Source organism: Streptomyces katrae, from assembly GCF_002028425.1.
In the GTDB taxonomy this organism is placed as follows: Bacteria; Actinomycetota; Actinomycetes; order Streptomycetales; family Streptomycetaceae; genus Streptomyces; species Streptomyces katrae_A.
Window position 1 is genome coordinate 1,631,648 of the sequence record NZ_CP020042.1, and the last position, 22,205, is coordinate 1,653,852.

General features: G+C 72.8%; 23 protein-coding genes. 7 read left to right on the plus strand and 16 right to left on the minus strand.

Annotation, left to right across the window (positions count from 1 at the left end; translation table 11 throughout):
* Positions 1-91: 91 nt before the first annotated feature.
* Both B4U46_RS07445 and B4U46_RS07450 read right to left on the minus strand, forming a co-directional pair.
* The gene (locus B4U46_RS07445; RefSeq protein WP_079425143.1) at positions 92-760 is read right to left on the minus strand and encodes a methionine ABC transporter permease; all 669 of its coding nucleotides are present in this window, start codon (positions 758-760) and stop codon (positions 92-94) included.
* Entirely contained in the window at positions 757-1,824 is a 1,068-nt protein-coding gene (locus B4U46_RS07450) for a methionine ABC transporter ATP-binding protein (protein WP_079425145.1), read from the minus strand. Before B4U46_RS07450 ends, B4U46_RS07445 begins: the two co-directional genes overlap by 4 nt.
* 626 nt (positions 1,825-2,450) lie before the next feature.
* Between B4U46_RS07450 and B4U46_RS07455 the strand changes: the two genes are divergently transcribed.
* Both B4U46_RS07455 and B4U46_RS07460 read left to right on the plus strand, forming a co-directional pair.
* The gene (locus B4U46_RS07455; RefSeq protein WP_079425147.1) at positions 2,451-2,819 is read left to right on the plus strand and encodes a hypothetical protein; all 369 of its coding nucleotides are present in this window, start codon (positions 2,451-2,453) and stop codon (positions 2,817-2,819) included.
* Positions 2,812-3,228 carry a hypothetical protein gene (locus B4U46_RS07460; RefSeq protein ID WP_079425149.1) on the plus strand — a complete coding sequence of 139 codons (417 nt, stop codon included), beginning with the start codon at positions 2,812-2,814 and terminating at the stop codon, positions 3,226-3,228. The genes B4U46_RS07455 and B4U46_RS07460 overlap by 8 nt, the downstream gene beginning before the upstream one ends.
* A 16-nt stretch (positions 3,229-3,244) precedes the next feature.
* Here B4U46_RS07460 and B4U46_RS07465 read toward each other — a convergent pair whose 3' ends face one another.
* The 3 genes from B4U46_RS07465 to B4U46_RS07475 form a co-directional block, all read right to left on the minus strand.
* The gene (locus B4U46_RS07465; protein WP_079425151.1) at positions 3,245-3,751 is read right to left on the minus strand and encodes a GNAT family N-acetyltransferase; all 507 of its coding nucleotides are present in this window, start codon (positions 3,749-3,751) and stop codon (positions 3,245-3,247) included.
* 36 nt (positions 3,752-3,787) lie between these two features.
* A complete protein-coding gene (locus tag B4U46_RS07470) occupies positions 3,788-4,309 on the minus strand; it encodes a sigma-70 family RNA polymerase sigma factor (RefSeq protein ID WP_079425153.1) in 522 nt (173 codons plus the stop codon).
* A 73-nt stretch (positions 4,310-4,382) separates the two neighbouring features.
* Positions 4,383-5,543 (minus strand): glycerophosphodiester phosphodiesterase, encoded by a 1,161-nt coding sequence (locus tag B4U46_RS07475; protein WP_079425155.1) that lies wholly within the window; start codon positions 5,541-5,543, stop codon positions 4,383-4,385.
* A 288-nt stretch (positions 5,544-5,831) separates the two neighbouring features.
* On the opposite strand from B4U46_RS07475, the gene B4U46_RS07480 reads away from it, so the two are divergent.
* Entirely contained in the window at positions 5,832-6,464 is a 633-nt protein-coding gene (locus B4U46_RS07480; protein WP_079425157.1) for a lysophospholipid acyltransferase family protein, read from the plus strand.
* Between the two features lie 3 nt (positions 6,465-6,467).
* On the opposite strand, the gene B4U46_RS07485 is transcribed toward B4U46_RS07480, so the two are convergent.
* From B4U46_RS07485 to B4U46_RS07495, 3 genes are all read right to left on the minus strand, one after another.
* The gene (locus B4U46_RS07485; RefSeq protein WP_079425159.1) at positions 6,468-7,958 is read right to left on the minus strand and encodes a membrane-associated oxidoreductase; all 1,491 of its coding nucleotides are present in this window, start codon (positions 7,956-7,958) and stop codon (positions 6,468-6,470) included.
* A gap of 69 nt (positions 7,959-8,027) precedes the next feature.
* Positions 8,028-9,572, minus strand: a complete 1,545-nt coding sequence (locus B4U46_RS07490) for an MFS transporter (RefSeq protein ID WP_079425161.1) — start codon at positions 9,570-9,572, stop codon at positions 8,028-8,030.
* Complete coding sequence (locus tag B4U46_RS07495) at positions 9,572-10,120, minus strand: TetR/AcrR family transcriptional regulator (protein WP_079425164.1); 549 nt, start codon at positions 10,118-10,120, stop codon at positions 9,572-9,574. The genes B4U46_RS07490 and B4U46_RS07495 overlap by 1 nt, the downstream gene beginning before the upstream one ends.
* 89 nt (positions 10,121-10,209) lie before the next feature.
* Here B4U46_RS07495 and B4U46_RS07500 point away from each other — a divergent pair, with 89 nt between their 5' ends.
* Positions 10,210-10,713, plus strand: a complete 504-nt coding sequence (locus B4U46_RS07500) for an HAD domain-containing protein (RefSeq protein ID WP_079425166.1) — start codon at positions 10,210-10,212, stop codon at positions 10,711-10,713.
* A gap of 201 nt (positions 10,714-10,914) precedes the next feature.
* Positions 10,915-11,334, plus strand: coding sequence for a hypothetical protein (locus B4U46_RS07505; RefSeq protein ID WP_079425168.1), 420 nt, complete (start codon positions 10,915-10,917; stop codon positions 11,332-11,334).
* Positions 11,335-11,401: 67 nt separating this feature from the next.
* Here B4U46_RS07505 and argH read toward each other — a convergent pair whose 3' ends face one another.
* Positions 11,402-12,829, minus strand: coding sequence for an argininosuccinate lyase (gene argH / locus B4U46_RS07510; protein WP_079425170.1), 1,428 nt, complete (start codon positions 12,827-12,829; stop codon positions 11,402-11,404).
* 259 nt (positions 12,830-13,088) lie between these two features.
* On the opposite strand from argH, the gene B4U46_RS07515 reads away from it, so the two are divergent.
* The gene (locus tag B4U46_RS07515; RefSeq protein ID WP_079425172.1) at positions 13,089-14,639 is read left to right on the plus strand and encodes a hypothetical protein; all 1,551 of its coding nucleotides are present in this window, start codon (positions 13,089-13,091) and stop codon (positions 14,637-14,639) included.
* A 380-nt stretch (positions 14,640-15,019) separates the two neighbouring features.
* Positions 15,020-15,706, plus strand: coding sequence for a L,D-transpeptidase family protein (locus B4U46_RS07520; protein ID WP_079431612.1), 687 nt, complete (start codon positions 15,020-15,022; stop codon positions 15,704-15,706).
* Positions 15,707-15,739: 33 nt separating this feature from the next.
* Here B4U46_RS07520 and B4U46_RS07525 read toward each other — a convergent pair whose 3' ends face one another.
* The 7 genes from B4U46_RS07525 to B4U46_RS07555 form a co-directional block, all read right to left on the minus strand.
* A complete protein-coding gene (locus B4U46_RS07525; protein ID WP_079425174.1) occupies positions 15,740-16,279 on the minus strand; it encodes an arginine repressor in 540 nt (179 codons plus the stop codon).
* A gap of 7 nt (positions 16,280-16,286) precedes the next feature.
* Complete coding sequence (locus tag B4U46_RS07530) at positions 16,287-17,477, minus strand: acetylornithine transaminase (RefSeq protein WP_079425176.1); 1,191 nt, start codon at positions 17,475-17,477, stop codon at positions 16,287-16,289.
* Entirely contained in the window at positions 17,474-18,409 is a 936-nt protein-coding gene (argB, locus tag B4U46_RS07535; RefSeq protein WP_079425178.1) for an acetylglutamate kinase, read from the minus strand. Before argB ends, B4U46_RS07530 begins: the two co-directional genes overlap by 4 nt.
* On the minus strand, positions 18,406-19,578 hold the full coding sequence (gene argJ / locus B4U46_RS07540; RefSeq protein ID WP_079425179.1) for a bifunctional glutamate N-acetyltransferase/amino-acid acetyltransferase ArgJ: 1,173 nt from the start codon (positions 19,576-19,578) through the stop codon (positions 18,406-18,408). Before argJ ends, argB begins: the two co-directional genes overlap by 4 nt.
* Positions 19,579-19,693: 115 nt before the next feature.
* Positions 19,694-20,722 carry an N-acetyl-gamma-glutamyl-phosphate reductase gene (gene argC / locus B4U46_RS07545; protein ID WP_079425181.1) on the minus strand — a complete coding sequence of 343 codons (1,029 nt, stop codon included), beginning with the start codon at positions 20,720-20,722 and terminating at the stop codon, positions 19,694-19,696.
* A gap of 45 nt (positions 20,723-20,767) precedes the next feature.
* On the minus strand, positions 20,768-21,298 hold the full coding sequence (locus B4U46_RS07550; protein WP_079425183.1) for a GNAT family N-acetyltransferase: 531 nt from the start codon (positions 21,296-21,298) through the stop codon (positions 20,768-20,770).
* 90 nt (positions 21,299-21,388) lie between these two features.
* A complete protein-coding gene (locus B4U46_RS07555) occupies positions 21,389-22,153 on the minus strand; it encodes an N-acetyltransferase (protein WP_079425185.1) in 765 nt (254 codons plus the stop codon).
* Positions 22,154-22,205: the final 52 nt, after the last annotated feature.

Below are 22,205 nucleotides of genomic sequence, written 5' to 3' on the forward strand. Positions count from 1 at the left end.
GGTCCGTGGTGGGGACCCGCTGGTGGTGGCCCAGGCACGACAAGTGCGGGCTTTCTCGGGTGGGGAAACTCAGGGGCGGCCCGGGGCGGGCTCAGGCTGTCCGGCCGCGGCGGGCGAGGACGCGCACCACGCCGTCGCCGATCAGCTGGATCACCGTGACGAGGGCGATCAGGACCACGACGGTGGCGACCATGAAGCCGGTCTCGAAGCGCTGGAAGCCGTAGGTGATGGCCTTGGAGCCGAGTCCTTCGCCGCCGACGGCGCCGGCCATGGCGGAGTAGCCGACGAGGGTGATGACGGTGGTGGTGACGGCGGCGACCAGGGAGGGCAGGGCCTGCGGGAGCAGGACCTTGCCGACGAGGGTCGGGATGCCGCCGCCCATGGACTCGACGGCTTCGATCAGGCCGTGGTCGACCTCGCGGACGGCGGTCTCGACGAGGCGGGCGAAGAAGGGGATGGCGCCGATGGCGAGCGGGACGATCATGGCGGTGGGGCCGATGAAGGTGCCGACGACGGCCGTGGTGACGGGGATCAGGGCGATCAGCAGGATGATGAACGGCAGCGAGCGGCCTATGTTCACGATCACGCCGAGGGCCTTGTTGAGCGGCTGGTTGCGCAGGAGGCCGCCCTTGTCGGTGAGGACGAGGAGGATGCCGATGGGCAGTCCGCCGAGGACGGTCACCAGGGTGGACCACAGGACCATGTAGAGGGTGTCGTACGTGCCCTGGGTGAGCAGGGGCTGCATCTCGGACCAGGTCACTTGGCACCGTCCTTGACCAGTTCGGCCAGTTCGTCGTCGATTTCGTCCGTGGCGGGGGCCGTCCCGTCGACCACGTCGACCTGGAGGCCCTGCTCGCGCAGGAAGCCGACGGGTACGACGTTGTCCTCGTAGCGGCCGGGCAGTTCGATGCGCATGCGGCCGATCTGGCGGCCGGCGACGGTGTCCATCGCGGCGCCGAGGATCGAGATGTCGATGTTGTACGTGCGGGAGAGCTGGGAGATGACCGGCTGGGTGGCGGCCTCGCCGTGGAAGGTGACGTCGACGACCGTGCGCTCGGGGCCGGTGGCGGTGCCGCTGACGGGGAAGAGTTCGGCGGCGAGCTCGGAGCCGGGGGTGGCGAGGAGCTCGGAGACGGTGCCGGACTCGATGATCCGGCCCTTCTTCATCAGGGCGGCGGAGTCGCAGATGCTCTTGACGACGTCCATCTCGTGCGTGATGAGCAGGACGGTGAGGCCGAGCTGGCGGTTCAGGTCGCGCAGGAGCTGGAGGATGGAGCGGGTGGTCTCGGGGTCGAGGGCGCTGGTGGCCTCGTCGGAGAGGAGCACCTTGGGGTCGCCGGCCAGGGCGCGGGCGATGCCGACGCGCTGCTTCTGGCCGCCGGAGAGCTGGGTGGGGTAGGCCTTGGCCTTGTCGGCGAGGCCGACGAGGTCCAGGAGCTCCAGGGCCTTGCGGGAGCGCTCTCGGCGGTCCACGCCGAGGATCTCCAGAGGGAGTTCGATGTTGGCCTGGACGGTCCGGGAGGAGAGCAGGTTGAAGTGCTGGAAGACCATGCCGATGCGGCTGCGGGCCTCGCGGAGCTCCTTGCCGGCGCGCCGGCCGCGGCCGGCGAGGGCGGTGAGCTCGACGCCGTCGACGGTGACGGTGCCGGTGGTGGGGCGTTCCAGCAGGTTCACGCAGCGGATGAGGGAGGACTTGCCGGCGCCGCTCTGGCCGATGACTCCGTAGACCTCGCCCTCGCGGACGTGGAGGTCGACGCCGTCCAGGGCGGTGACCTCGCGGCCACGGGACTGGTAGACCTTCGTGAGGCCCGATGTGGTGATCACAGGATTTCCGTCGCTGTCGAGTGCACGGCGTGCGGGACCGTGCACGGGGCAAACATCTGGGGACGCGATACGGGTCGAACCGTCACAAAGGAGTCGCGTCGACGCGTGCGCGGGCTGGAGCGGGTCCGGGCCGGAGGTCAGCGGTGACCTGGGCGGCGGAGTGGCTCGCCTCGTCTCGCTTCGGGGCGCGAGACCGCGGGGGAAGGGGCCCTCAGAAGGCGCACATTCGACACATACAACGAGCACCGGGCGTCATCGTCGCCTCGGTCGCAAGGGTGCGGCTGCTCGTCGTGGTCATGGGCCCAGTAAAGCAGACATGCCGGTTCACCGATCAATGCTGTCCGGATAGCGGACATATTCCGATCGCATTCCGGACGGGACCGGTCGTCTCCGGCGCCCCGTCCCGAGCGGTCCGAGAGCCCTCCCGGCCAGTCCCGGCACGGGCGAGCGGACTCCGCCCGGCGGGCCCGGGCGGCGCCGGGCGGGGGCGACGGCTGTGGCCAAGGCCACCCTCGCCGGCCCTCCGCCGCCCCGTCAGCGCCCCGTCGTCGGCCCGTCGCAGCCCCGTTGTCGTCCCGTCGCCGCCCCCTGCACGGCCGGTCCCGGGGCCGTAATACCCTCGCAGCATGCTCGACGCCCTGACGGCCGCCCTCGGTGTGGCCGCCCTCGCCCTCGCCGCCTGGTGCGGCCACGCCGTATGGCGGGACCAGCCGACCAAGGACTGGCACTTCATCGGCATGGCCGTGGTGACCCTGCTGGCACTGGCCCAGCTGGTGGTCGGCCTGGTCCAGCTGGGCCGGGGCGAGAAGCCCGAACAGGGCACGGTGCTGTTCGTGGCCTACCTGGTGGGCGCCTTCGCGGCGGTCCCGGCCGCCGGGCTGCTCTCGCTGACCGAGCGCACCAAGTGGGGTTCGGTGACGGTGGCCGCGGGCGCGGTCGTCCTCGCCGTGCTCGAGGTGCGCCTCTACGACATCTGGGGATCCGCCGGTGCCTGACACGACGACCGCCTCGCCGGAAGCCCGCAAGCGGCTGGTCTCCGGCCCGGGGCTGCTGCTGGTGTGGCTCTACGGGGTCATGGTGGTCGGCGCGGTCTCGCGTTCGGCCTACCAGATCTCCACCGAGTTCGACCGGGCCCCGCTGGCCTACTCCCTGTCGGCGGCGGCCGCGCTGGTCTACGCCTTCATCACGTACTCGCTCGTGCGCGGCGGCGACCGGGCCCGGCGGGCGGCACTGGTGTGCTGCGGCGCCGAGCTCGCGGGCGTGCTGACCGTCGGCACCTGGACGCTGATCCGGCCCGAGGCCTTCCCCGACGCGACCGTGTGGTCGGACTTCGGGATGGGCTACCTGTTCATCCCGGTGATCCTTCCGGTCACCGGGATGCTCTGGCTGCGCGCCAGTCGCTGAGGCGGACCCTTCGGGCTCAGGCGCTGACGGTGTAGTCGGCGGGGACCTCGGCGTCCTTCTCCAGGATCACCAGGTGCACCCCGTCGGAGGCGGTGCGGTTGCCGACCTTGGCGTAGCCGGCCTTGCGGTAGAGCCGCAGGTTGGACTCGCTCTTGTGACCGGTGTGCAGGCGGAAGCGGGTGGTGCCGCCGTGGCCGGCGAGGGCCTCCTCGACCGCGCGCAGCAGCCGGGCGCCGAGGCCGTGGCCCTGGAGGCGGGGGTGGACGCACAGCTTGGCGATGCTGGCCGTGCCGTCCTCGCCGACGCTGCCGCGCACCGCGCCGACCACTTCGTCACCGAGCCGGGCCACCAGGACGGTGTCCGTGGCCAGCTCCTCCTTCAGGGAGTCCAGGGACTGGGTGAGCGGCTGGATGAGGTAGTTCCCGTACAGCTCGGCCTCCCGCTGGAACGCCAGGTACTGCAGCTTGAAGATCTGCTCGGCGTCTTCGGCGGCCGCCGCCGAAATGGTCACGCTCATGCCCATGTGCGCATGCCTCCCGCTCACCGGTAGCTCTCTGGTCTACCGCTCCTTTCCCCACGGGCCAGGAGCCGCAACCTCTCCAGCGAGCATTCTGCGCAGACATCCCAGGCAACGGGAACGTACCGGCCCTAAACTTCCTTGTGAGATACCCAACTCTCCTGCGATTTCACGGTATGTGAGGTCCCTGGGCGACAGAAGTGCGGCTATCAGCTCGGGGCAGCGTCCCGGCAATCGGGCGACCGCCGATCGGAGGGCGCGGTTCTCCTCCCCGTGCAGCAGGGCGTCCTCGGGTTCGGCGGTGGGTGCGGGGGCGGTTCCGTACGGGACCTCCCGCCGCGCCCGGCGCCGGGCGAGCCGGGCCTCGGCGCGCACGGCCCGCCGCAGCCAGCGGGCCCGGCCGGCCGGGCCGGGGCCGGTCGGGCCCTGTTCGAGCAGCCTCACCCAGACGGCCTGTTCCAGGTCGGCGGCGTCGACCCCGGCGGCGGGGGCTTCCGCGGCCGCCTCGGCGGAGAGCAGCGGGCGCAGTTCCTCGATGAGTTCCGATTCGCGTCGCAGGTCCATGCCGGGCGGGACGCGGGGGCCGGGCCGGGCGGTTTCCCCGCCGGACCCGGCCCACCCGTACGTGGCCGGGGGGCTAGCGGTTGACGCCGCGTCCGGGGCGGAAGGCCTCGGCGGCGAGGAGTCCGGTGTCGGGGTTGTCGGTGAAGATGCCGTCGATGCCGAGCTCGAAGTACCGCTGGAAGGCGCCGAAGGCGTCGCCGTAGGCGTTCGGGTCGGTGCCCTTGCGGTATTCGGCCGGCAGGAAGGTGTTCTCGTTGCGGGCGGTGTAGGGGTGCAGGACGAGGCCGCGGGCGTGGGCGTCGCGCACCAGGGTGGTGGGGGCGCCGAGCTTGCCGTCGGCGCCGCGCGGGACGATGAGGTCCAGGGTGGGGCCGATGCCCTGGGCGAAGCCGGAGATCCACTTCAGGCCCTCGGGCTTGACCAGGTCGGCGACGGTGCGGGGGTCCTTGGCCACCTCGAAGTCCCAGGGCCGGGTGTTCGCGGCGGAGAGCAGCACCACGCGCGGGGCGGACACCAGGCGGGAGAGCCGCTGGATGCTGGAGGGCTCGAAGGACTGGAGGAAGACGGCGGCGTTCCGGCCGTCGCGGCCGTAGCGGCGCAGCAGGGCGGCGAGGGGTTCCTCCAGGCCGAGGCCGAGGCCGCGGAAGTAGGTGGGGTGCTTGGTCTCGACGTGCAGCCAAACGCGCTTGCCGCGCCGCTTGCCCTCGCGGTCGGCCCAGCGCAGGACCTCTTCGAAGGTGGGGACGGGCCAGCGGCCGTCGTAGAGGGTGTTGCGCTGGCGGATGGCCGGAATGCGCTCCTTGGCGCGCAGGGTGCGCAGCTCGGCCAGGGTGAAGTCCTCGGTGAACCAGCCGGTGACGGAGACCCCGTCGACGGTCTTGGTGGTGCGGCGGCCGGCGAACCCGGGGTGGTCGGCGACGTCGGTGGTGCCGCCGATCTCGTTCTCGTGGCGGCAGACCAGGTGGCCGTCCTTGGTGGGGACGAGGTCCTGTTCGACGACGTCGGCGCCGAGGTCGAGGGCGAGTTGGTAGGAGCCGAGGGTGTGCTCGGGCCGGTAGCCGCTGGAGCCGCGGTGGCCGATGACCAGGGGGACGGGGAGGTCGCGGTAGCCGCCGTCGCCGTGCCCGGCCTCGCTCGCGGAGGCGGTGCCCGCGCCGAGCGTGGTGATTCCGGTTCCGGCCGCGAGGACCGCTGCTCCCAGGACGGTGCGCCGGGCTGTCCCACCTTGCATCATCAGTGCCACTCCTTGTTCGGAAATGTTTGGAAAGGGCTCGGCTTCTTTTGGAAATCGGCGAGCCGATGGTAGGCAAGGGGGATGGCTGACGGGTGCGGTCGCATGGAACATGGCGGAAACACACGTCAACACCGCGTATCCACCTCGTGAACCCGATGTGCGATCAGCGGTGACCCGCGAGTATCGTCCTCACCTGCACTACCGCCGTGTGGTGCGAAACCGCTTTTCGATGCCGGAGGGCTCACGTTGTTCCGTACCGCGCTCATCAAAGCCACTGTCGGATCGGCCATGCGCATGATGTTCCGCACCAGGGTGGAGGGGCTGGAGAACATTCCGGGCACCGGTCCGGTGATCCTGGCGGGCAATCACCTGACCTTCATCGACTCGATGATCCTGCCGCTGGTGTGCGACCGCACGGTGCACTTCATCGGCAAGGACGAGTACGTGACGGGCAAGGGCGTCAAGGGCCGGCTGATGGCGTGGTTCTTCACCGGCGCCGGCATGATCCCGGTGGACCGGGACGGCGCGAACGGCGGCGTCGCCGCGCTGATGACGGGCCGCCGGATCCTGGAGGAGGGCAAGATCTTCGGGATCTACCCGGAGGGGACCCGCTCCCCCGACGGCCGCCTCTACCGCGGCCGGACCGGCATCGCCCGCCTCACCCTGATGACGGGCGCCCCCGTGGTCCCGTTCGCGATGATCGGCACGGACAAGCTCCAGCCCGGCGGCAAGGGCATGCCCCGCCCGGGCCGGGTCACCATCCGCTTCGGCGAGCCGATGGAGTTCTCCCGCTACGAGGGCATGGACCGCGACCGCTACGTGCTGCGCGCCGTCACCGACTCGGTGATGGCCGAGGTCATGCGGCTGTCGGGGCAGGAGTACGTGGACATGTACGCGACCAAGGCCAAGGAAGCCGCGTAGCGCTCACTGGCGCTGGAGTGACCGGCTGACGCCCGCCGCCGTGGTGGTGGCGAGGATCCAGCCGGTCACGACCAGCAGGTACGACAGCCACTGGTACCAGCCGCTCGGCGCGAAGGCCTCCTCCTGGCCGAAGCCGATGATGGGCAGCAGCAGGTCGATCGTGTAGAACACCGGGTTGAAGTCGGGGGCCTCCCCCGGCTTCAGCGGCCTCGGGTGGTGCAGCCCGTACGCGACCGAGCCCGTCAGGACCAGCAGCAGGAGCCAGCCCGCCGCGCGCAGCGGCCGGAAGCCGTAGCCGACGGTGACGTCCTGGAGGAGGCCCCACAGGCGGGCGTGCCGGGGCAGGGTGTTCCGGTGGCGGCGGAGCTTGGCGAGCTGGACGCTGCGGGCGGCGGTCTCGTCGCCGACGGTGCGGTAGGCGGCGGCGAGCTGCTCGTAGCCGTACGGGAGGTACCCGGACTCCTCGCGCTCCAGCAGCGGCAGCCGCTGCTCGGCGGGCAGGAGCGGGTGCAGTACCCGGTAGCCGAGCCCCTCGGTGCGGACCACCGGCGGCCAGGTGTCCGGTTCGGCGTAGAGCATGTCCAGCTGGCTGCGGCGCAGGTTGACGATGCCGTCGATGGGCGGGCACTTGCGCAGCCACAGCTCGCCTATGGCGCAGCTGCTGGCGCGCACGGCCACCCCGCCGGGGTTGGCGAGACGGGCGCGCGTGAGCATCAGCTGGCCGGGGATCCGGGCCCCGGTGAGGTTGAACATTCCCTCGGCCTCCAGCCGGTGGCCGCGCAGGTCGGTGCCGACGGAGACGGTCTCGGCGTGCAGGGCGATCCCGCCGGGGGCGAGGAGCCTGGCCCGGTCCAGGCTGATCTGTCCGGCGACGGTGGCGCCGTTGACACGAAACTGGCCGTGGACGGTAAGCCCGTCGGCGACGAGGTCGGTGCCCACCTCGGCGTGTTCGAGCTGGAGCGGGGGCTCGTCGGGCTCGTCGGCGTCCGCCCCGGCGGCGGGTCCGGCGGGGCGGATCACCGCGTCCTGGAGGTAGAGGTTGCCCGCAATCCGGGCCCCCGCGAGGCGGACGGGCCCGGTGAAGCGGCAGCCGGTCAGCCGGAGGGCGAGGTCGACACCGACCGTCGAGGCGGTGAGTCCCGGCAGCGCCGAGCCGGTGAAGGCGACGGCGCGCAGCCGGGCCCCGTAGAGCTGGGGTTTGCGTTCGAACCAGCAGCCGCGCAGCCGGATCGCGTGCTCGACGTCGGCGTACTTGAGGTTGAGCTTGCCGGTGATCCGGGCGCCCCTGACGTTGAGCTCGGCCACCTGCCCCGGCGCGGCGGGGCCGGCGAGCAGCAGGGCGGCCAGCACGTCGGCGCGCACGGTCCGCTCGGGTCCCCAGCCGTGCCCGTCGCTGGCGTCCTCGCCCGGACCCTCGCGGAAGTCGACGCCCTCACCGCGGGGGAAGGCGTCCCGTATACGGCGTTCGGCGGGGGTCAGGTCGGTGATCTCCATCGCCGGGATGGTGTCCTGCGCCCCGACGGGCTGTCAACTTCCGTCGGGGCGCCACTCTCTGGCGTGACGTCAGTGTTCGACGCCGTCCTGGAGCTCCTGCCCCTTGAGCAGGAACCAGGCCGCCACGGCGGTGGCGAGCAGGACGGCCGCGCCGACGCCGGAGGCGAGCCGCAGCCCGTCCACGAAGGCCTCCTGGGCCGCGCTGACCATGGTGTGGGCGGTCTGCGGGTCCACGGCCCTGGCGGCTTCGACGGCTCCGCCGAGGGACTCGTGGGCCGCGTCGGCCACCGGGCCCGGGACCGAGGCGGGGGCGGTGAAGCCCTGGTAGACGCCGGTGACGATGGAGCCGAGGAGGGCGATGCCGAGGGCGGCGCCCAGCTCGTAGGCGGTCTCGGAGACGGCCGAGGCCGAGCCGGCCTGCTCCTTGGGCACGCTGGAGAGGATCACGTCGGCGGTGACGGTGAAGGAGAAGCCGGCGCCGAGGCCGACGACGAGCAGGGACGCCCCGAGCAGCGGGTAGCCGCTGTTCTGGTGGATCAGGGTGAGCGCCGCCAGGGCCAGGCCCATGGCGGCGAGACCGCCGGCCACGATGACCCGGACCGAGTAGCGGCGGGCGTACCGGCCGGCGACCAGGCCGGTGGCGACCGCGCCGATGGCGGCGGGCAGTTCGGCCAGGCCCGCTTCCAGGGGGTCGCGGCCCTGGACCAGCTGGAGGAACTGGGAGAGGAAGAAGACCAGGCCGGAGAGGCCGAAGACGGTCAGCAGGTCGGCGAGGACCGCACCGGAGAAGCCGCGGTGCTTGAAGAGCCGCATGTCGAGCAGCGGCGAGGTCAGGGTGAACTGGCGGCGCACGAAGGCGTAGAGGCAGGCCGCGCCGAGGACGGCGGCGGCGCCGACGCCCCAGGTCGGGCCGTGGGTGGCGACTTCCTTGACGGCGTAGACCACGCCGATGACGCCGACGAGGGAGAGGGCGACGCTGGACAGGTCCCAGGGGCCGGCGACCGGGTTCTTGGACTCGGGCAGCAGCTTGACGCCGACGACGACGAGGACGGCCATCACGGGCAGGTTGATCAGGAAGACCGAGCCCCACCAGAAGTGCTGGAGCAGGGCTCCGCCGACGACCGGTCCGACGGCCGCGCCGGCGGAGGCGGTGGCGCCCCAGATGCCGATGGCGAGGCTGCGTTCCTTGGGGTCGTGGAAGATGTTGCGGATCAGGGCGAGGGTGGACGGCATCAGGGTGGCGCCGGCGACGCCGAGCAGCGCCCGGGCCGCGATCATCATCTCGGGGCTGGTGGCGTACGCGTTCAGGACGGAGACGGCGCCGAAGGCGGTGGCGCCGATCAGCAGCAGCTTCTTGCGGCCGATGCGGTCGCCGAGGGAGCCCATGGAGACGAGCAGGCCGGCGATGACGAAGGAGTAGATGTCGCCGATCCACAGCAGCTGGGTGCCGGACGGCTTCAGGTCCTCGCTGAGGGAAGGGGTCGCGAGGCCGAGTACGGTGGCGTCGACCGCGACCAGCAGGACGGCCAGGACGAGCACGGAGAGTGCCAGCCAGCGTCCGCGGCTCTTCCCCTCCGCCCCCGCCCGCCGGTTCAGCTGTTCGGTTCTGGTCATCACTCCACACTCCGTCGTGCGCCACCGAGCAGCAACTCGGTGATCATGTATTGGAAGTCCTTGGCCGCGACCCGGCCGTCCATGACGGCCCAGGCGCAGGTGCCGATGAGGCCGTAGAGGGCCTCGGTGAGCCAGGCCGGGCTCAGGTCGATCCGGATGTGGCCCTCCTGCTGGCCGCGCCGGAAGAGCGCGCTGACGCGGGCATCGAGGCGGGCCCAGCCCTCGTTGACCTGGTCGCCCTCGAAGAGCTGGTTCTCGGTGACGAGGAAGGCCAGCAGCTGGGCGTCGGTCTCGGTCTCGGCGACGAGCCGGTGCAGCGCCTCCACGGCCGTGCCCTCGTCGAGGCGGGCCCGGTCGAAGGCGATCTCGAACCGGCGGATGCCGAACTCCTCCAGGGCCCGTACGAGGGCGTCGCGCCCGGCGAAGTGCCGGTGGAGGGTCGCGCGGCCGATTCCGGCGGCGCGGGCCACCTCGTCCATCGTCGCGGTCGATTTGCGGGAGAGCAGAGCCGCCGCGTCGCGGAGCACCTGGTCACGATCCATGGCCATGAGACAACCATACCTCAAATGAGACGCCAATGTCTCACTCGCCGGAAAACGGGCTGCCGAGAGGGCGGCCGGGAAGGAAAAGTGCGCCCATGAAGCCACTGCTGCTGATCGACGTCGACGGACCGCTGAACCCGTACGGGGCCCGGCCCCACCGCCGCCCCGAGGGCTACACCACCCACCGGATGCGCCCCACGGGGTTCACGGACGGCAAACCGCTGCGGGTCTGGCTCAACCACGGCCACGGGGCCGAGCTGCTGGCGCTGGCGGAGGCGTACGAGCTCGTCTGGGCCACCACCTGGAAGGACGAGGCGAACGACTGGATAGGCCCGCACCTGGGCCTGCCCCGGCTGCCGTTCATCGACTGGCCGGTGATGCACGGCCGGGCGCCGCGCGGGACGTTCTGGAAGACGCAGTACGTCCTGGAGTACGCGGGCGCGCGGCCCTTCGCCTGGATAGACGACGACATCACGGTCATGGACCGCGAGTACGTCGGGCAGCGCCATCCGGCGCACGCGCTGCTGATGCACGTCGACGAGCGGATCGGCCTGACCCGGCCGGACTTCGACGCGCTGGCCGCGTGGGCGGCTCGGTGACCTTACGTCATTCGGTCATCACTCCCCGCATCCGGCGGCGTTGATGCGCAGCTTGATCATTTGGAGTGACCCTCTGCCGTCCGGGCTTTCGCCGGTGCCCCGGGAGCCGGAAGAGTCCTTCCCGGCGAGCCCTTCCCGGGGTGGGCCGCCCGCACCGGTCCACTGATTTCCGCTCCATTGATTCCGCAGGGGAGATGTTCCATGAACGGATCGAAGAAGCTGGTCCTCGGCGCCGCCTCGGTGGCGCTCGCGGTCGGCGGCGCGGTCGTCGCGTCCACCGCCTCGGCCGAGCCGCGGCTCCCGTCCCAGGCCCTGGCCACGACCACGGCCTGGGCCAAGGTCGCCGCCAACGGCCAGGTCCTCGGCGGCCAGGGCATCACCGGCATCAACAAGTTCGGCATCGGCCGCTACAACATCACCACCGCCTCCGGGCTGGGCGGCTGTGCACTGCTCGGCACGATCAACACCAACGGCGGCAACGATCCGGGCCCGGGCAGCTCCTCGATCCTGGTCGGCCAGGTGAACGGCAACACCCTCTTCATCCGCACCGCGACGCCGTCCGCCGCCGGCAGCGCCGCCGTGGACAGCGACCGCCCGTTCTCGATCACCGTCGTCTGCTGACACCCCCGCACGCCGGAGGGGCGGTACGGACCCGCGCGGGTCCGTACCGCCCCTCCGGGCGTTTCGGCTACTGCTTGTGGACCGCCCAGGCGTGCTGGATGACCAGGTCGGCCTTCAGCTCGGTGAGCTGGACCGCCACCGCCGACGGGGCGGTGCCGCCGCGGCCGTTGCGGGAGGCGAGGGCGCCGGGGACGTTGAGGACGGTGCGGACCTCGGGGGTCAGGTGCTCCGAGATCTTCGCGAACTGGGCGTCGGTGAGCTCGTCGAGCTCGATGCCCTCGGCCTCGCAGACCTTGACGCACTCGCCGGCCACCTCGTGCGCCACCCGGAAGGGCACGCCCTGCTTGACCAGCCACTCCGCGATGTCGGTCGCCAGGGAGAAGCCGGCCGGGGCCAGCTCCTCCATCCGCTCCCGGTTGACGGTGAGGGTGGCCATCATCCCGGTGAAGGCCGGCAGCAGCACCTCCAGGGTGTCGCAGGAGTCGAAGACGGGCTCCTTGTCCTCCTGGAGGTCCCGGTTGTAGGCCAGCGGCAGCGCCTTGAGCGTGGCCAGCAGGCCCGTCAGGTTGCCGATGAGGCGGCCCGACTTGCCGCGGGCCAGCTCCGCGATGTCCGGGTTCTTCTTCTGCGGCATGATCGAGGAGCCGGTGGAGAAGGCGTCGTGGAGGGTGACGAAGGAGAACTCCTTCGTGTTCCACAGGATGATCTCCTCGGCGATCCGGGAGAGGTTGATCCCGATCATCGCGGTGACGAACGCGAACTCGGCGACGAAGTCCCGCGAGGCCGTGCCGTCGATCGAGTTGCCCACCGAGCCGCGCTCGAAGCCCAGGTCCGCGGCGACCGCCTCCGGGTCCAGGCCGAGGGAGGAGCCGGCCAGCGCGCCCGAGCCGTACGGGGAGACCGCCGTGCGGGTGTCCCACTGGCGCAGCCGCTCGGCGTCCCGGGAGAGGGACTGCACGTGCGCGAGGACGTGGTGGGCGAAGAGGACGGGCTGCGCGTGCTGGAGGTGGGTCCGGCCGGGCATCGCCACGTCCGGGTGCGCCTCCGCCAGGCCGACGAGGGCGTCCTGGAGGTCGGCGATCAGGCCGCCGATGATCCGCGCGTGGTCGCGCAGGTACATCCGGAAGAGGGTGGCCACCTGGTCGTTGCGCGAACGCCCGGCCCGCAGCTTGCCGCCCAGGTCGGGGCCGAGCCGCTCCAGCAGGCCCCGCTCCAGGGCGGTGTGCACGTCCTCGTCGGCGACGGTGCCCACGAAGGAGCCGTCGGCCACGTCGGCCTCCAGCCGGTCGAGGCCCGCGATCATGCGGTCGAGTTCCTCGGCCGTGAGCAGGCCCGCCTTGGCGAGCACCCGGGCGTGGGCGCGGGAGCCGGCGATGTCGTAGGGCGCCAGTCGCCAGTCGAAGTGGACCGACGCGGACAGCTTCGCGAGGGCCTCCGAAGGGCCGTCGGCGAACCGGCCGCCCCAGAGCCGGACGTCACCGTTGTTGCTGCTCACAGCTACTGCTCCTCATGAGGTGGAAGTGGACGGCCTCCCCGCCGCGGAGGTTGCGGGGAGGCCGTCCGGGTACAGCGTCAAACGATTCAGGCGGGGTCGCGACGCGCGGCGGTCCACGGCAAGAACAAGCATAACTATGCATTGCTCTGCATGTTTCGTCAATCAAGTGGCCCGCCCCCGACGCTGACCAGCCCGTATATCGCGGGCGGGGCCCGGGGGGCGCCGCCTACGATCGGGGCGGAACCAGCCGGGGGAGGACATGGTGTGGAGCGCGGCCGAGAACGCGGCCAGGGGCCGGAGCGTGGCGCAGGGGCTGGTGCGCGGGGACACCGCCCCGGTGGCGGGCCGGCTGCTGGGCAACGGGCCCGAGGCCTGGACCGCCTTCGACGAGGAGGTGCGCCGCCTCCAGCGCTTGCCGGGGGCGCCCGCACCCGTGAACCGGCTGGAGGCGCGGCTGTGCCACCCCGACGGACGGATCCGCGCCTCCGCGCTCGCCGCGTGGCGCAACCCGCCCCTGCAGCTCGTCCTGATCCGGTGCGCCGACTGGGTCCCGCAGGTGCGCGAGCGCGCCCGCCGGGTGCTGGGCCGGGTGCTGGCCAACTACCCCGCCCGGACCCGGGACCGGGCCCGCAGGGCGCTGGGCCGCCCGGTGCCCTACGACGCCGCCCACGCGCTGACCGAACTCACCCCGCTCTTCCTGCGGCTGGGCGGGCGCGAGCACGGCGGCTGGGCGGTGCAGCAGCTGGAGGCCGCCCTGGCCGGCCGGTACTCCCTCCTCGCCGCGTGGTGGCGGCCCGGGCAGGCCGCGACCACCTGGAGCTGGAACTCGCTGACCGCCCCGCAGCGCGCGGGCATGCTCGACCGGCTGGGCCGCAGCCCCGACCTGCCGACCCGCCGCTTCGCCGCCCGGGTGGCCCTCGCCACCGGCCGGTACGGCGTACGGGAACTCGCCCGGCGGGCCGCCGCCGAGCCGGATCCGGCACTCGGCCGGATGTGGACCGACGCCGTCCTGGCGGCGATGGCGACCGACGGGCCGGACGACGAGGCGGTCGACACCCTGCTGGGATCGCGCCTGCCGGCCGTACGGGGCGCGGGGGTCACTGCCCTGCGCCGGGCCGGGCGGGCGGCGGAGGCGGACCGGTACCTCGCCGACCGGGCGGGGTCGGTGCGCGCCTGCGCCCGCTGGCTGCTGCGCCAGGAGGGCGGCGACCCGTACGCGCACTACCGGGCGCTGCTCATGGACCCCGAGCAGGTGAGCCGGTACGCGGTGACGGGCTACTGCGAGGTGGCGGAGCCGGCCGACCGGGCGCTGCTGCGCGGCCTGCTGGCCCACCCCGCCGGACCGGTGCGGGGCGCCGCCCTGGCCGGGCTGCGCCGGGCGGGCGTCGTCCTGGAGGACGGGGTGCTGCTGCCGCTGCTTGACGACTCGTCGGCTTCGGTGGCCCGCGAGGCCGCGCTGCAGCTGCTGCCGGTGGCGTGGCGGCTGGACGCGGCCGCGCTGGCCGCCCGTACCGGTCCGGAGTGGCGCCCGCACACCCGCAGGGCGGCCTTCCGGCTGCTGCAGGGCCGGGGCGGGAGCGCCGAACTCCGGGCGTCGGTCGCCCTGTTGGACGACCCGGACCCCGGTACGCGGCGCCGCGCACGGGAGCGGGTGGCCGGCTGGAACTGGCTCGTCACCCTGGACGAGGGCGAGGCGGCCCAGACGGAGCTGGGCGGACTGCTCGCGCGAGCGGCGAAGCTCCTTGGCGCCGACGAGCTGCGGCTGACCCGCCCGCCCTGGAGCCGCCCGGCCCCGGGCCCCCGCCCCTGACGCCGCCGCCGGGACCGGCCCGGCGACCGGCCATCGCCCGGACGGCCGGTCCCGGCCTGCCGACGGACGGGCCGGCGGGCCGCCCGAAGGCAGGACCGGCCCGCGCATGGCCGGCCCCACCGCGCCGGAGGCGAACCCGAGGCGGGGGAACCCGGGCCGGCCCGCCGACGGACGGACCTCCGGCCCCGGGCCGCCCCAGGGCAGGACCGGCCCGCGCGTGGCCGGCCCCACCGCGCCGGAGGCGGACCCGAGGCGGGGGAACCCGGAACGGGCCGCCGGCGGCAGGGCCCCGTGTGGGACGGGCGGGGGGCGGCCGATCGGGTGGTGGCGGCCTGCCTGCGCCGGGCTCGGGCCCGTCGGCCCGTACCGTCGGGCGTGTGCTGCGTAACGCTCTCGTCGCCGGCTCGCTGGTCCTCGCCGGGCTGTGGCCGCACGGCCCGGATCCACTGCCCGAACGTCTCGCCGACACCGGCGGCGGCAGCCAGCTGATCACGGCCGTCGCCCCCGCCCCCGGGTCGACCACCGGCGTGCTGACCTGGTGGGACCGGCGCGCGGGCCGCTGGTACGAGGCGGGGCGCGCGCCCGCCCGGTTCGGCGCGAACGGTCTGACCGAGGGGACCACCCGGACCCAGGGCACCAACACCACCCCGACCGGCCTGTACGGCCTTCCGTACGCCTTCGGCATCGCGCACGCCCCGGCCGGGACGGGGTACGCCTACCGGCGGGTGACGGACCGTTCGTGGTGGTGCCAGGACAACGCCTCCGCCGCCTACAACCGCTGGACGGAGCCGCTGCCCGCCGACTGCGCGCCGGGTGAGTCCGAGCACCTGGTGGCGTACGCGGAGCAGTACGCGCACGCGCTGGTCATCGGCTTCAACTACGAGCGCCCCGTACGCGGCCGGGGCGCCGGCATCTTCCTGCACGTCGACGGCAGGGGCGCCACGGCCGGCTGCGTCTCGGTGCCGCGGGGCGCGATGCGCGAGCTGCTGCGCTGGGCGAACCCGCGCCGCGCCCCGCACATCGCCATCGGTACGGAGGACGGCCCCCTGGCGGTGACCCGGTACTGAAACCCCGGAACCCGGGCTCCTGGCCCCGGGCCCCTAGCCCTCCTTCTGCGCCAGGCGCAGCATGTGGTCGGCCAGGGCCTGGCCGCCGGAGGGGTCACGGCTGATGAGCATCAGGGTGTCGTCGCCGGCGATGGTGCCGAGGACGGCGTGGAGTTCGGCCTGGTCGATGGCCGAGGCGAGGAACTGCGCCGCCCCCGGCGGGGTGCGCAGGACCACGAGGTTCGCGGAGGCCTCCGCCGAGATCAGCAGCTCGCCGGAGAGGCGCCGCATGCGCTCCTCCTTCGCCGACTCGCCGAGCGGGGCCTGCGGGGTGCGGAAGCCGCCCTCGCTGGGGACCGCGTAGATCAGCTCGCCGCCGGTGTTGCGGATCTTCACCGCGCCCAGCTCGTCGAGGTCGCGGGAGAGCGTCGCCTGGGTGACGCTCAGCCCGTCGTCGGCGAGCAGCTTGGCCAGCTGGCTCTGGGAGCGGACCGGCTGCCGGTTGAGGATGTCCACGATCCGGCGGTGGCGGGCGGTGCGGGTCTGCGGAACGGAAGGGCCGCCGTTCTGCTCGTGTTCCTGCGCCTGGCTCATCGTCGTCTCATTCTCCGGATCGTCCCGCTTCGTCGAGGATGCCGGGAAGTGCCCGGACGAACGCGTCGACCTCGGCCTCGGTGATGACGAACGGGGGCATCAGCCGTACGACGTCGGGGGCGGGCGCGTTGACCAGGAATCCGGCCTGCTGAGCCGCCAGCTGCACCTTCGGTGCGAGGGGCTCCGTCAGCACGATACCCAGCAACAGGCCCGAGCCGCGGACGTGGGAGACCAGCCCGTGACCGGAGGCTTCGATTCCGGAGCGCAGCCGCTCGCCGCGGGCCTTGACCCGGTCGAGGAGTCCGTCGGTGGCGATGGTGTCGATCACCGCGAGGCCGGCGGCGCAGGCGACCGGGTTCCCGCCGAAGGTGGTGCCGTGCTGGCCCGGCTGCAGGAGCCCGGCCGTGGGGCCGAAGGCGGCCACGGCGCCGATGGGCAGGCCGCCGCCCAGGCCCTTGGCGAGGGTGACCAGGTCGGGGTCGACGCCTTCGTGCTGCTGGTACTCGAACCAGGTGCCGCAGCGGCCGATGCCGGTCTGGACCTCGTCGAGGGCGAGCAGGGTACCCGTCGCCCGGGTGATCTCGCGGGCGGCGCTCAGGTAGCCGGCGGGCGGGACGACCACGCCGTTCTCACCCTGGACGGGCTCGATGAGGACGAGCGCGGTCTCCTCGGTGACGGCGGCCCGCAGCGCCTCGACGTCACCGTAGGGGACGTGGGTGACCTCGCCCGGCAGCGGCAGGAACGGGGTCTGCTTCTTGGGCTGGCCGGTGAGGGCGAGGGCGCCCATGGTCCGGCCGTGGAAGCCGCCGTCGGTGGCGACCATGTGGGTCCGCCCCGTGAGCCGACCGATCTTGAAGACGGCCTCGACCGCCTCTGTGCCGGAGTTGCAGAAGAAGACCCGTCCCTCGCGGCCGAACAGCTGGAGCAGCCGCTCGCCGAGGGCGATGACCGGCTCGGAGGCGAAGAGGTTGGAGACGTGGCCCAGGGTCTGGATCTGGGTGGTGACGGCCTCGACGATCGCCGGGTGGGCGTGGCCGAGGGCGTTGACCGCGATGCCGCCGACGTAGTCGGTGTACTGCTTGCCGTCGGCGTCCCAGACCTGCGCTCCCTCGCCGCGGACCAGGGCCACCGCCGGGGTGCCGTAGTTGTCGGTGAGCGCGCCCTGCCAGCGGGCGGCGTAGTCCTCGTTGTGCGTCACTGCGCTCCCCCTTGCGGTGCGTCGGGCCGGTCGGTTCCGGGCTGCGGGTCGGGCACGACCATCGTGCCGATGCCCTGGTCGGTGAAGATCTCCAGCAGGATCGAGTGCGGGACGCGTCCGTCGAGGACGCGGGCCGTGGGGACGCCGCCGCGCACGGCGTGCAGGCAGCCCTCCATCTTGGGCACCATGCCGCTGGACAGCTCGGGCAGCAGCTTTTCCAGCTCGCTGACGGTGAGCCGGCTGATCACCTCGTCGCTGTTGGGCCAGTCCGCGTAGAGGCCCTCCACGTCGGTGAGGACCATCAGCGTCTCGGCGCCCAGCGCGGCGGCCAGGGCGGCGGCCGCGGTGTCGGCGTTGACGTTGTAGACGTGGCCGTCGTCGGCGCTGCGGGCGATGGAGGAGACGACCGGGATCCGGCCGTCGGCGAGCAGGGCCCGGATCGCTCCGGTGTCGATGGAGGTGATCTCCCCGACCCGGCCGATGTCGACGAGCTCGCCCTCGATCTCCGGCTTGTGCTGGGTGGCGGTGATGGTGTGGGCGTCCTCGCCGGTCATGCCGACGGCGAGCGGGCCGTGCTGGTTGAGCAGCCCGACCAGCTCGCGCTGGACCTGTCCGGCCAGCACCATCCGGACGATGTCCATCGCCTCGGGCGTGGTGACGCGCAAGCCCGCCTTGAACTCGCTGACCAGGCCTTCCTTGGCGAGCTGGGCCTTGATCTGCGGGCCGCCGCCGTGGACCACGACGGGCCTGAGGCCGGCCTGGCGCAGGAAGACCACGTCCTGGGCGAAGGCCGCCTTCAGGTCCTCGTCGATCATGGCGTTGCCGCCGAACTTGACGACGACGATCTTGCCGTTGTGGCGGGTGAGCCAGGGCAGGGCCTCGATGAGGGTCTGCGCCTTGGGCAGCGCGGTGTGCTTCCTCGCGGCGCTCATGAGGAGTACGCGCTGTTCTCGTGGACGTACTCGGCCGTGAGGTCGTTGGCCCAGATGACCGCCGACTCGGTGCCGGTGGACAGGTCCGCGGTGATGTGCACCTCGCGGTCCTTCATGGAGACCAGGTCGCGGTCCTCGCCGACCGAGCCGTTCTTGCAGACCCATACGCCGTTGATGGCGACGTTCAGGCGGTCCGGGTCGAAGGCGGCCTTCGTGGTGCCGATGGCGGAGAGCACCCGGCCCCAGTTGGGGTCCTCGCCGTGGATGGCGCACTTGAGCAGGTTGTTGCGGGCGATGGACCGGCCGACCTCGACCGCGTCCTCCTCGCTGGCCGCGCCGATCACCTCGATGCGGATGTCCTTGCTGGCGCCCTCGGCGTCGCCGATGAGCTGGCGGGCCAGGTCGTCGCAAACGGTGCGGACGGCCCGGGCGAAGTCCTCGTAGACGGGGACCTGGCCGGAGGCGCCCGAAGCGAGCAGCAGGACGGTGTCGTTGGTGGACATGCAGCCGTCGGAGTCGACCCGGTCGAAGGTGGTGCGGGTGGCGTCGCGCAGCGCCTTGTCCAGGGTGGCGGAGTCCAGGTCGGCGTCGGTGGTGAGGACGACGAGCATGGTGGCCAGGCCGGGGGCGAGCATGCCCGCGCCCTTGGCCATGCCGCCGACGGTCCAGCCGTCCTGGCCGGCCGTGGCCGTCTTGTGCACGGTGTCGGTGGTCTTGATGGCGATGGCGGCGGCCTCGCCGCCGTCGGCGGACAGGGCGGCGGCGGCCGTCTCGATGCCGGGCAGCAGCTTGTCCATCGGGAGCAGGACGCCGATCAGCCCGGTGGAGGCGACGGCGATCTCGCCGGCGTTGTGCTCGCCGCCGAGACCGTGCTCGTTGAGAGTGGCCGCGGCCTTCTCGGCGGTGGCGTGGGTGTCCTGGAAGCCCTTGGGGCCGGTGCAGGCGTTGGCGCCGCCGGAGTTGAGGACGACGGCGCTGACCGTGCCGCCGCGCAGAACCTGCTCGGACCAGAGGACCGGGGCGGCCTTGACGCGGTTGGACGTGAACACGCCGGCGGCGGCCAGCCGCGGCCCGTTGTTGACCACGAGGGCCAGGTCGGGGTTGCCGTTCGCCTTGATCCCGGCGGCGATGCCCGCCGCCGTGAATCCCTGTGCTGCCGTGACGCTCACAGCATCTCCTCGTTCGCTTCTCCGCCCGCGCAGCGCGCCGGCGCGGCCATCATGGTCGTCTGCAGCCCGGTGGCTGCGCGTGCTCCCCCGGCTACCGCTGGGAGGTGCCCCCTGCTCACGGTGCGACTCCGATCGTGGAAAGTCCCGTCGCCTCGGGGAGGCCGAGGGCGATGTTCATGCTCTGCACCGCGCCGCCGGCGGTGCCCTTGGTCAGGTTGTCGATGGCGCTGATGGCGATGACGCGCTGCGCGGACTCGTCGTAGGCGACCTGGAGGTGCACGGAGTTGGAGCCGTACACCGCCTTGGTGGTCGGCCAGGCGCCCTCGGGGAGGAGCTGGACGAAGGTCTCGTCCGCGTACGCCTTCTCGTAGGCGGCGCGCAGCGATTCCGCGGTGGTGCCGGGGCGGGCCTTGGCCGAGCAGGTGGCGAGGATGCCGCGCGGCATGGGCACCAGGTGGGGGGTGAAGGAGACGGAGACCTTCTCCCCGGCGAGGGGGGAGAGGTTCTGCACCATCTCGGGGGTGTGGCGGTGGACGCCGCCGACGCCGTAGGGGGTCACGGTGCCCATGACCTCGGAGCCGAGCAGGTGCGGCTTGAGGGCCTTGCCCGCTCCGGAGGTGCCGGTCGCGGCGACGACCACGGCGTCGGGCTCGGCGAGCCGCGCCTGGTAGGCGGGGTAGAGCGCGAGCGAGACGGCGGTGGGGAAGCAGCCGGGGACGGCGATGCGCTTGGTGCCGGCGAGGGCGGCCCGGGCGCCGGGGAGCTCGGGAAGGCCGTAGGGCCAGGTCCCGGCGTGCGGGGCGCCGTAGAAGCGGTCCCAGTCGGCGGAGTCCTTCAGCCGGTGGTCGGCGCCCATGTCGACGACGAGCACGTCGTCGCCGAGTTCGGCGGCGACGGCGGCGGACTGTCCGTGCGGCAGCGCGAGGAAGACGACGTCATGGCCTGCGAGGGCGTCGGCGGTCGTCGGCTCGAGGGTCCGGCCGGCGAGGGGGACCAGGTGCGGCTGGAGGCCACCGAGGAGCTGCCCGGCGTTGGAGTGTCCGGTCAGCGCGCCGATCTCCACCTCGGGGTGGGAGAGCAGCAGGCGCAGGACCTCGCCGCCCGCGTATCCGCTCGCTCCGGCCACCGCTACACGTACCACCATCGGACCCTCCTCTTCGATGGCATGACTATACGTACCTATGCAGGTTTATGCAAAGGCCTTCCAGGGTCCGTCACCTCCACGGTCCCGCTCGTATTCGACCTGTTCAAGGGGGTGCCCGTCGCCGAAGTCGCACAGGCGCGAGGCGCCGGTCTCGGTGAAGCCGGACTTGGCGTAGAAGCGGCGGGAGCGGGGCGTGTCGCGCAGGGTCCACAGGTGCGCGCAGGTGAAGCCGTCCGCGCGCAGCCGGGCCAGCGTGCCCGTCATCAGGGCCGCGGCGACGCCAGTGCCCCAGCCGTCGGGGTGGGCGTAGAAGCTGAGGATCTCGGCCGTGCCCGGGGGGCGGGTGCCCGAGGGGAGGTACCAGGACAAGGCCAGGGGCCGGCCGTCGGCGAGGGCCAGCAGGACGGTCCCCGGGCCGTCGGCGACCCGGCCGTGCCAGCGGGCGCGCCGGTCGGCAACGCCGGCGGCGGCGAACTGCGGGGTGAAGAAGGGGCCGTACGCGGCCCCCCAGGCGGCGGCGTGGATCTCCCCGAGCGCGTCCCCGTCGGCCGCGCCCGCCACACGAATCTCGGTCATGGCGGCAACCTAAGGGCTGTCCCGTAATCCCCGCCGGGGATTACGGGACAGCCCTCGGCGGCGGCCGCGGACCGGACGGGGGTGTTTTCGTCAGGCGCCGGACGCGGGCTCCAGCCGGTGGCGGACCCAGACGTTGGGTTCCACGTAGACCGCGTAGTCGTGCTCCGGCTCGCAGTGGACGAGGCTCAGCGCGCCGGGTACGCGGATCTGTCCGGGTTCGTCGAAGGGCAGTCCGGTCCACTCGCGCCACTGGGCGAGGGAGCCGGTGACGGTCATCGACAGCGGGGCCACGGAGTCGATGACGGCCCCGGCCCGGATGTGGACCCGCAGCCACGGGTCGTAGGGGAGGCCGTCCTCGCGGGTGCGGTACGCGTACTCGGACATCGGCGTCTGCGGTTCGGCGGGCTTGCCGCTGGGCCGGACCGGGGCCACGACCTCCGTGAACCCGGCGGCCCGGGCGCCCTCGCGCATCGCGGCCAGCATCCGCCCGGAGAGCCCCTGCCCCTGGCGGCCGGTGGCCACGGAGATCTCCAGGGCGCTCACCGTGTCGGGCCGGATCCCCCGGCGCTGGTCGGAGAAGGCCCACATCAGGACCCGGTCCCAGCCCTGGGCGGGCAGCGCGCCGCCGCGCTCGGCGCAGTGCAGCGCGAACGGCACGCTGAAGGCGCGCGCCACCACCTCGTCTCCGTCGGTGGCGATGAACACGTACTCCGGGAACTCGGCGACCAGGCGCGGGTAGAGCAGCCAGGCCACGGAGTCGTGCTGGGAGAACCGCGGCCAGGAGTCCTGCATGTCCCACAGCCGGGAGGCCAGTTCGGGACGGCGGGCGAGGGAGGTGATCACGATCTCGTTCATGGGCCGCAGGTTAGGCGCGCGCCGCAGCGCCGCTCAACCGGGTTTTGGCCGT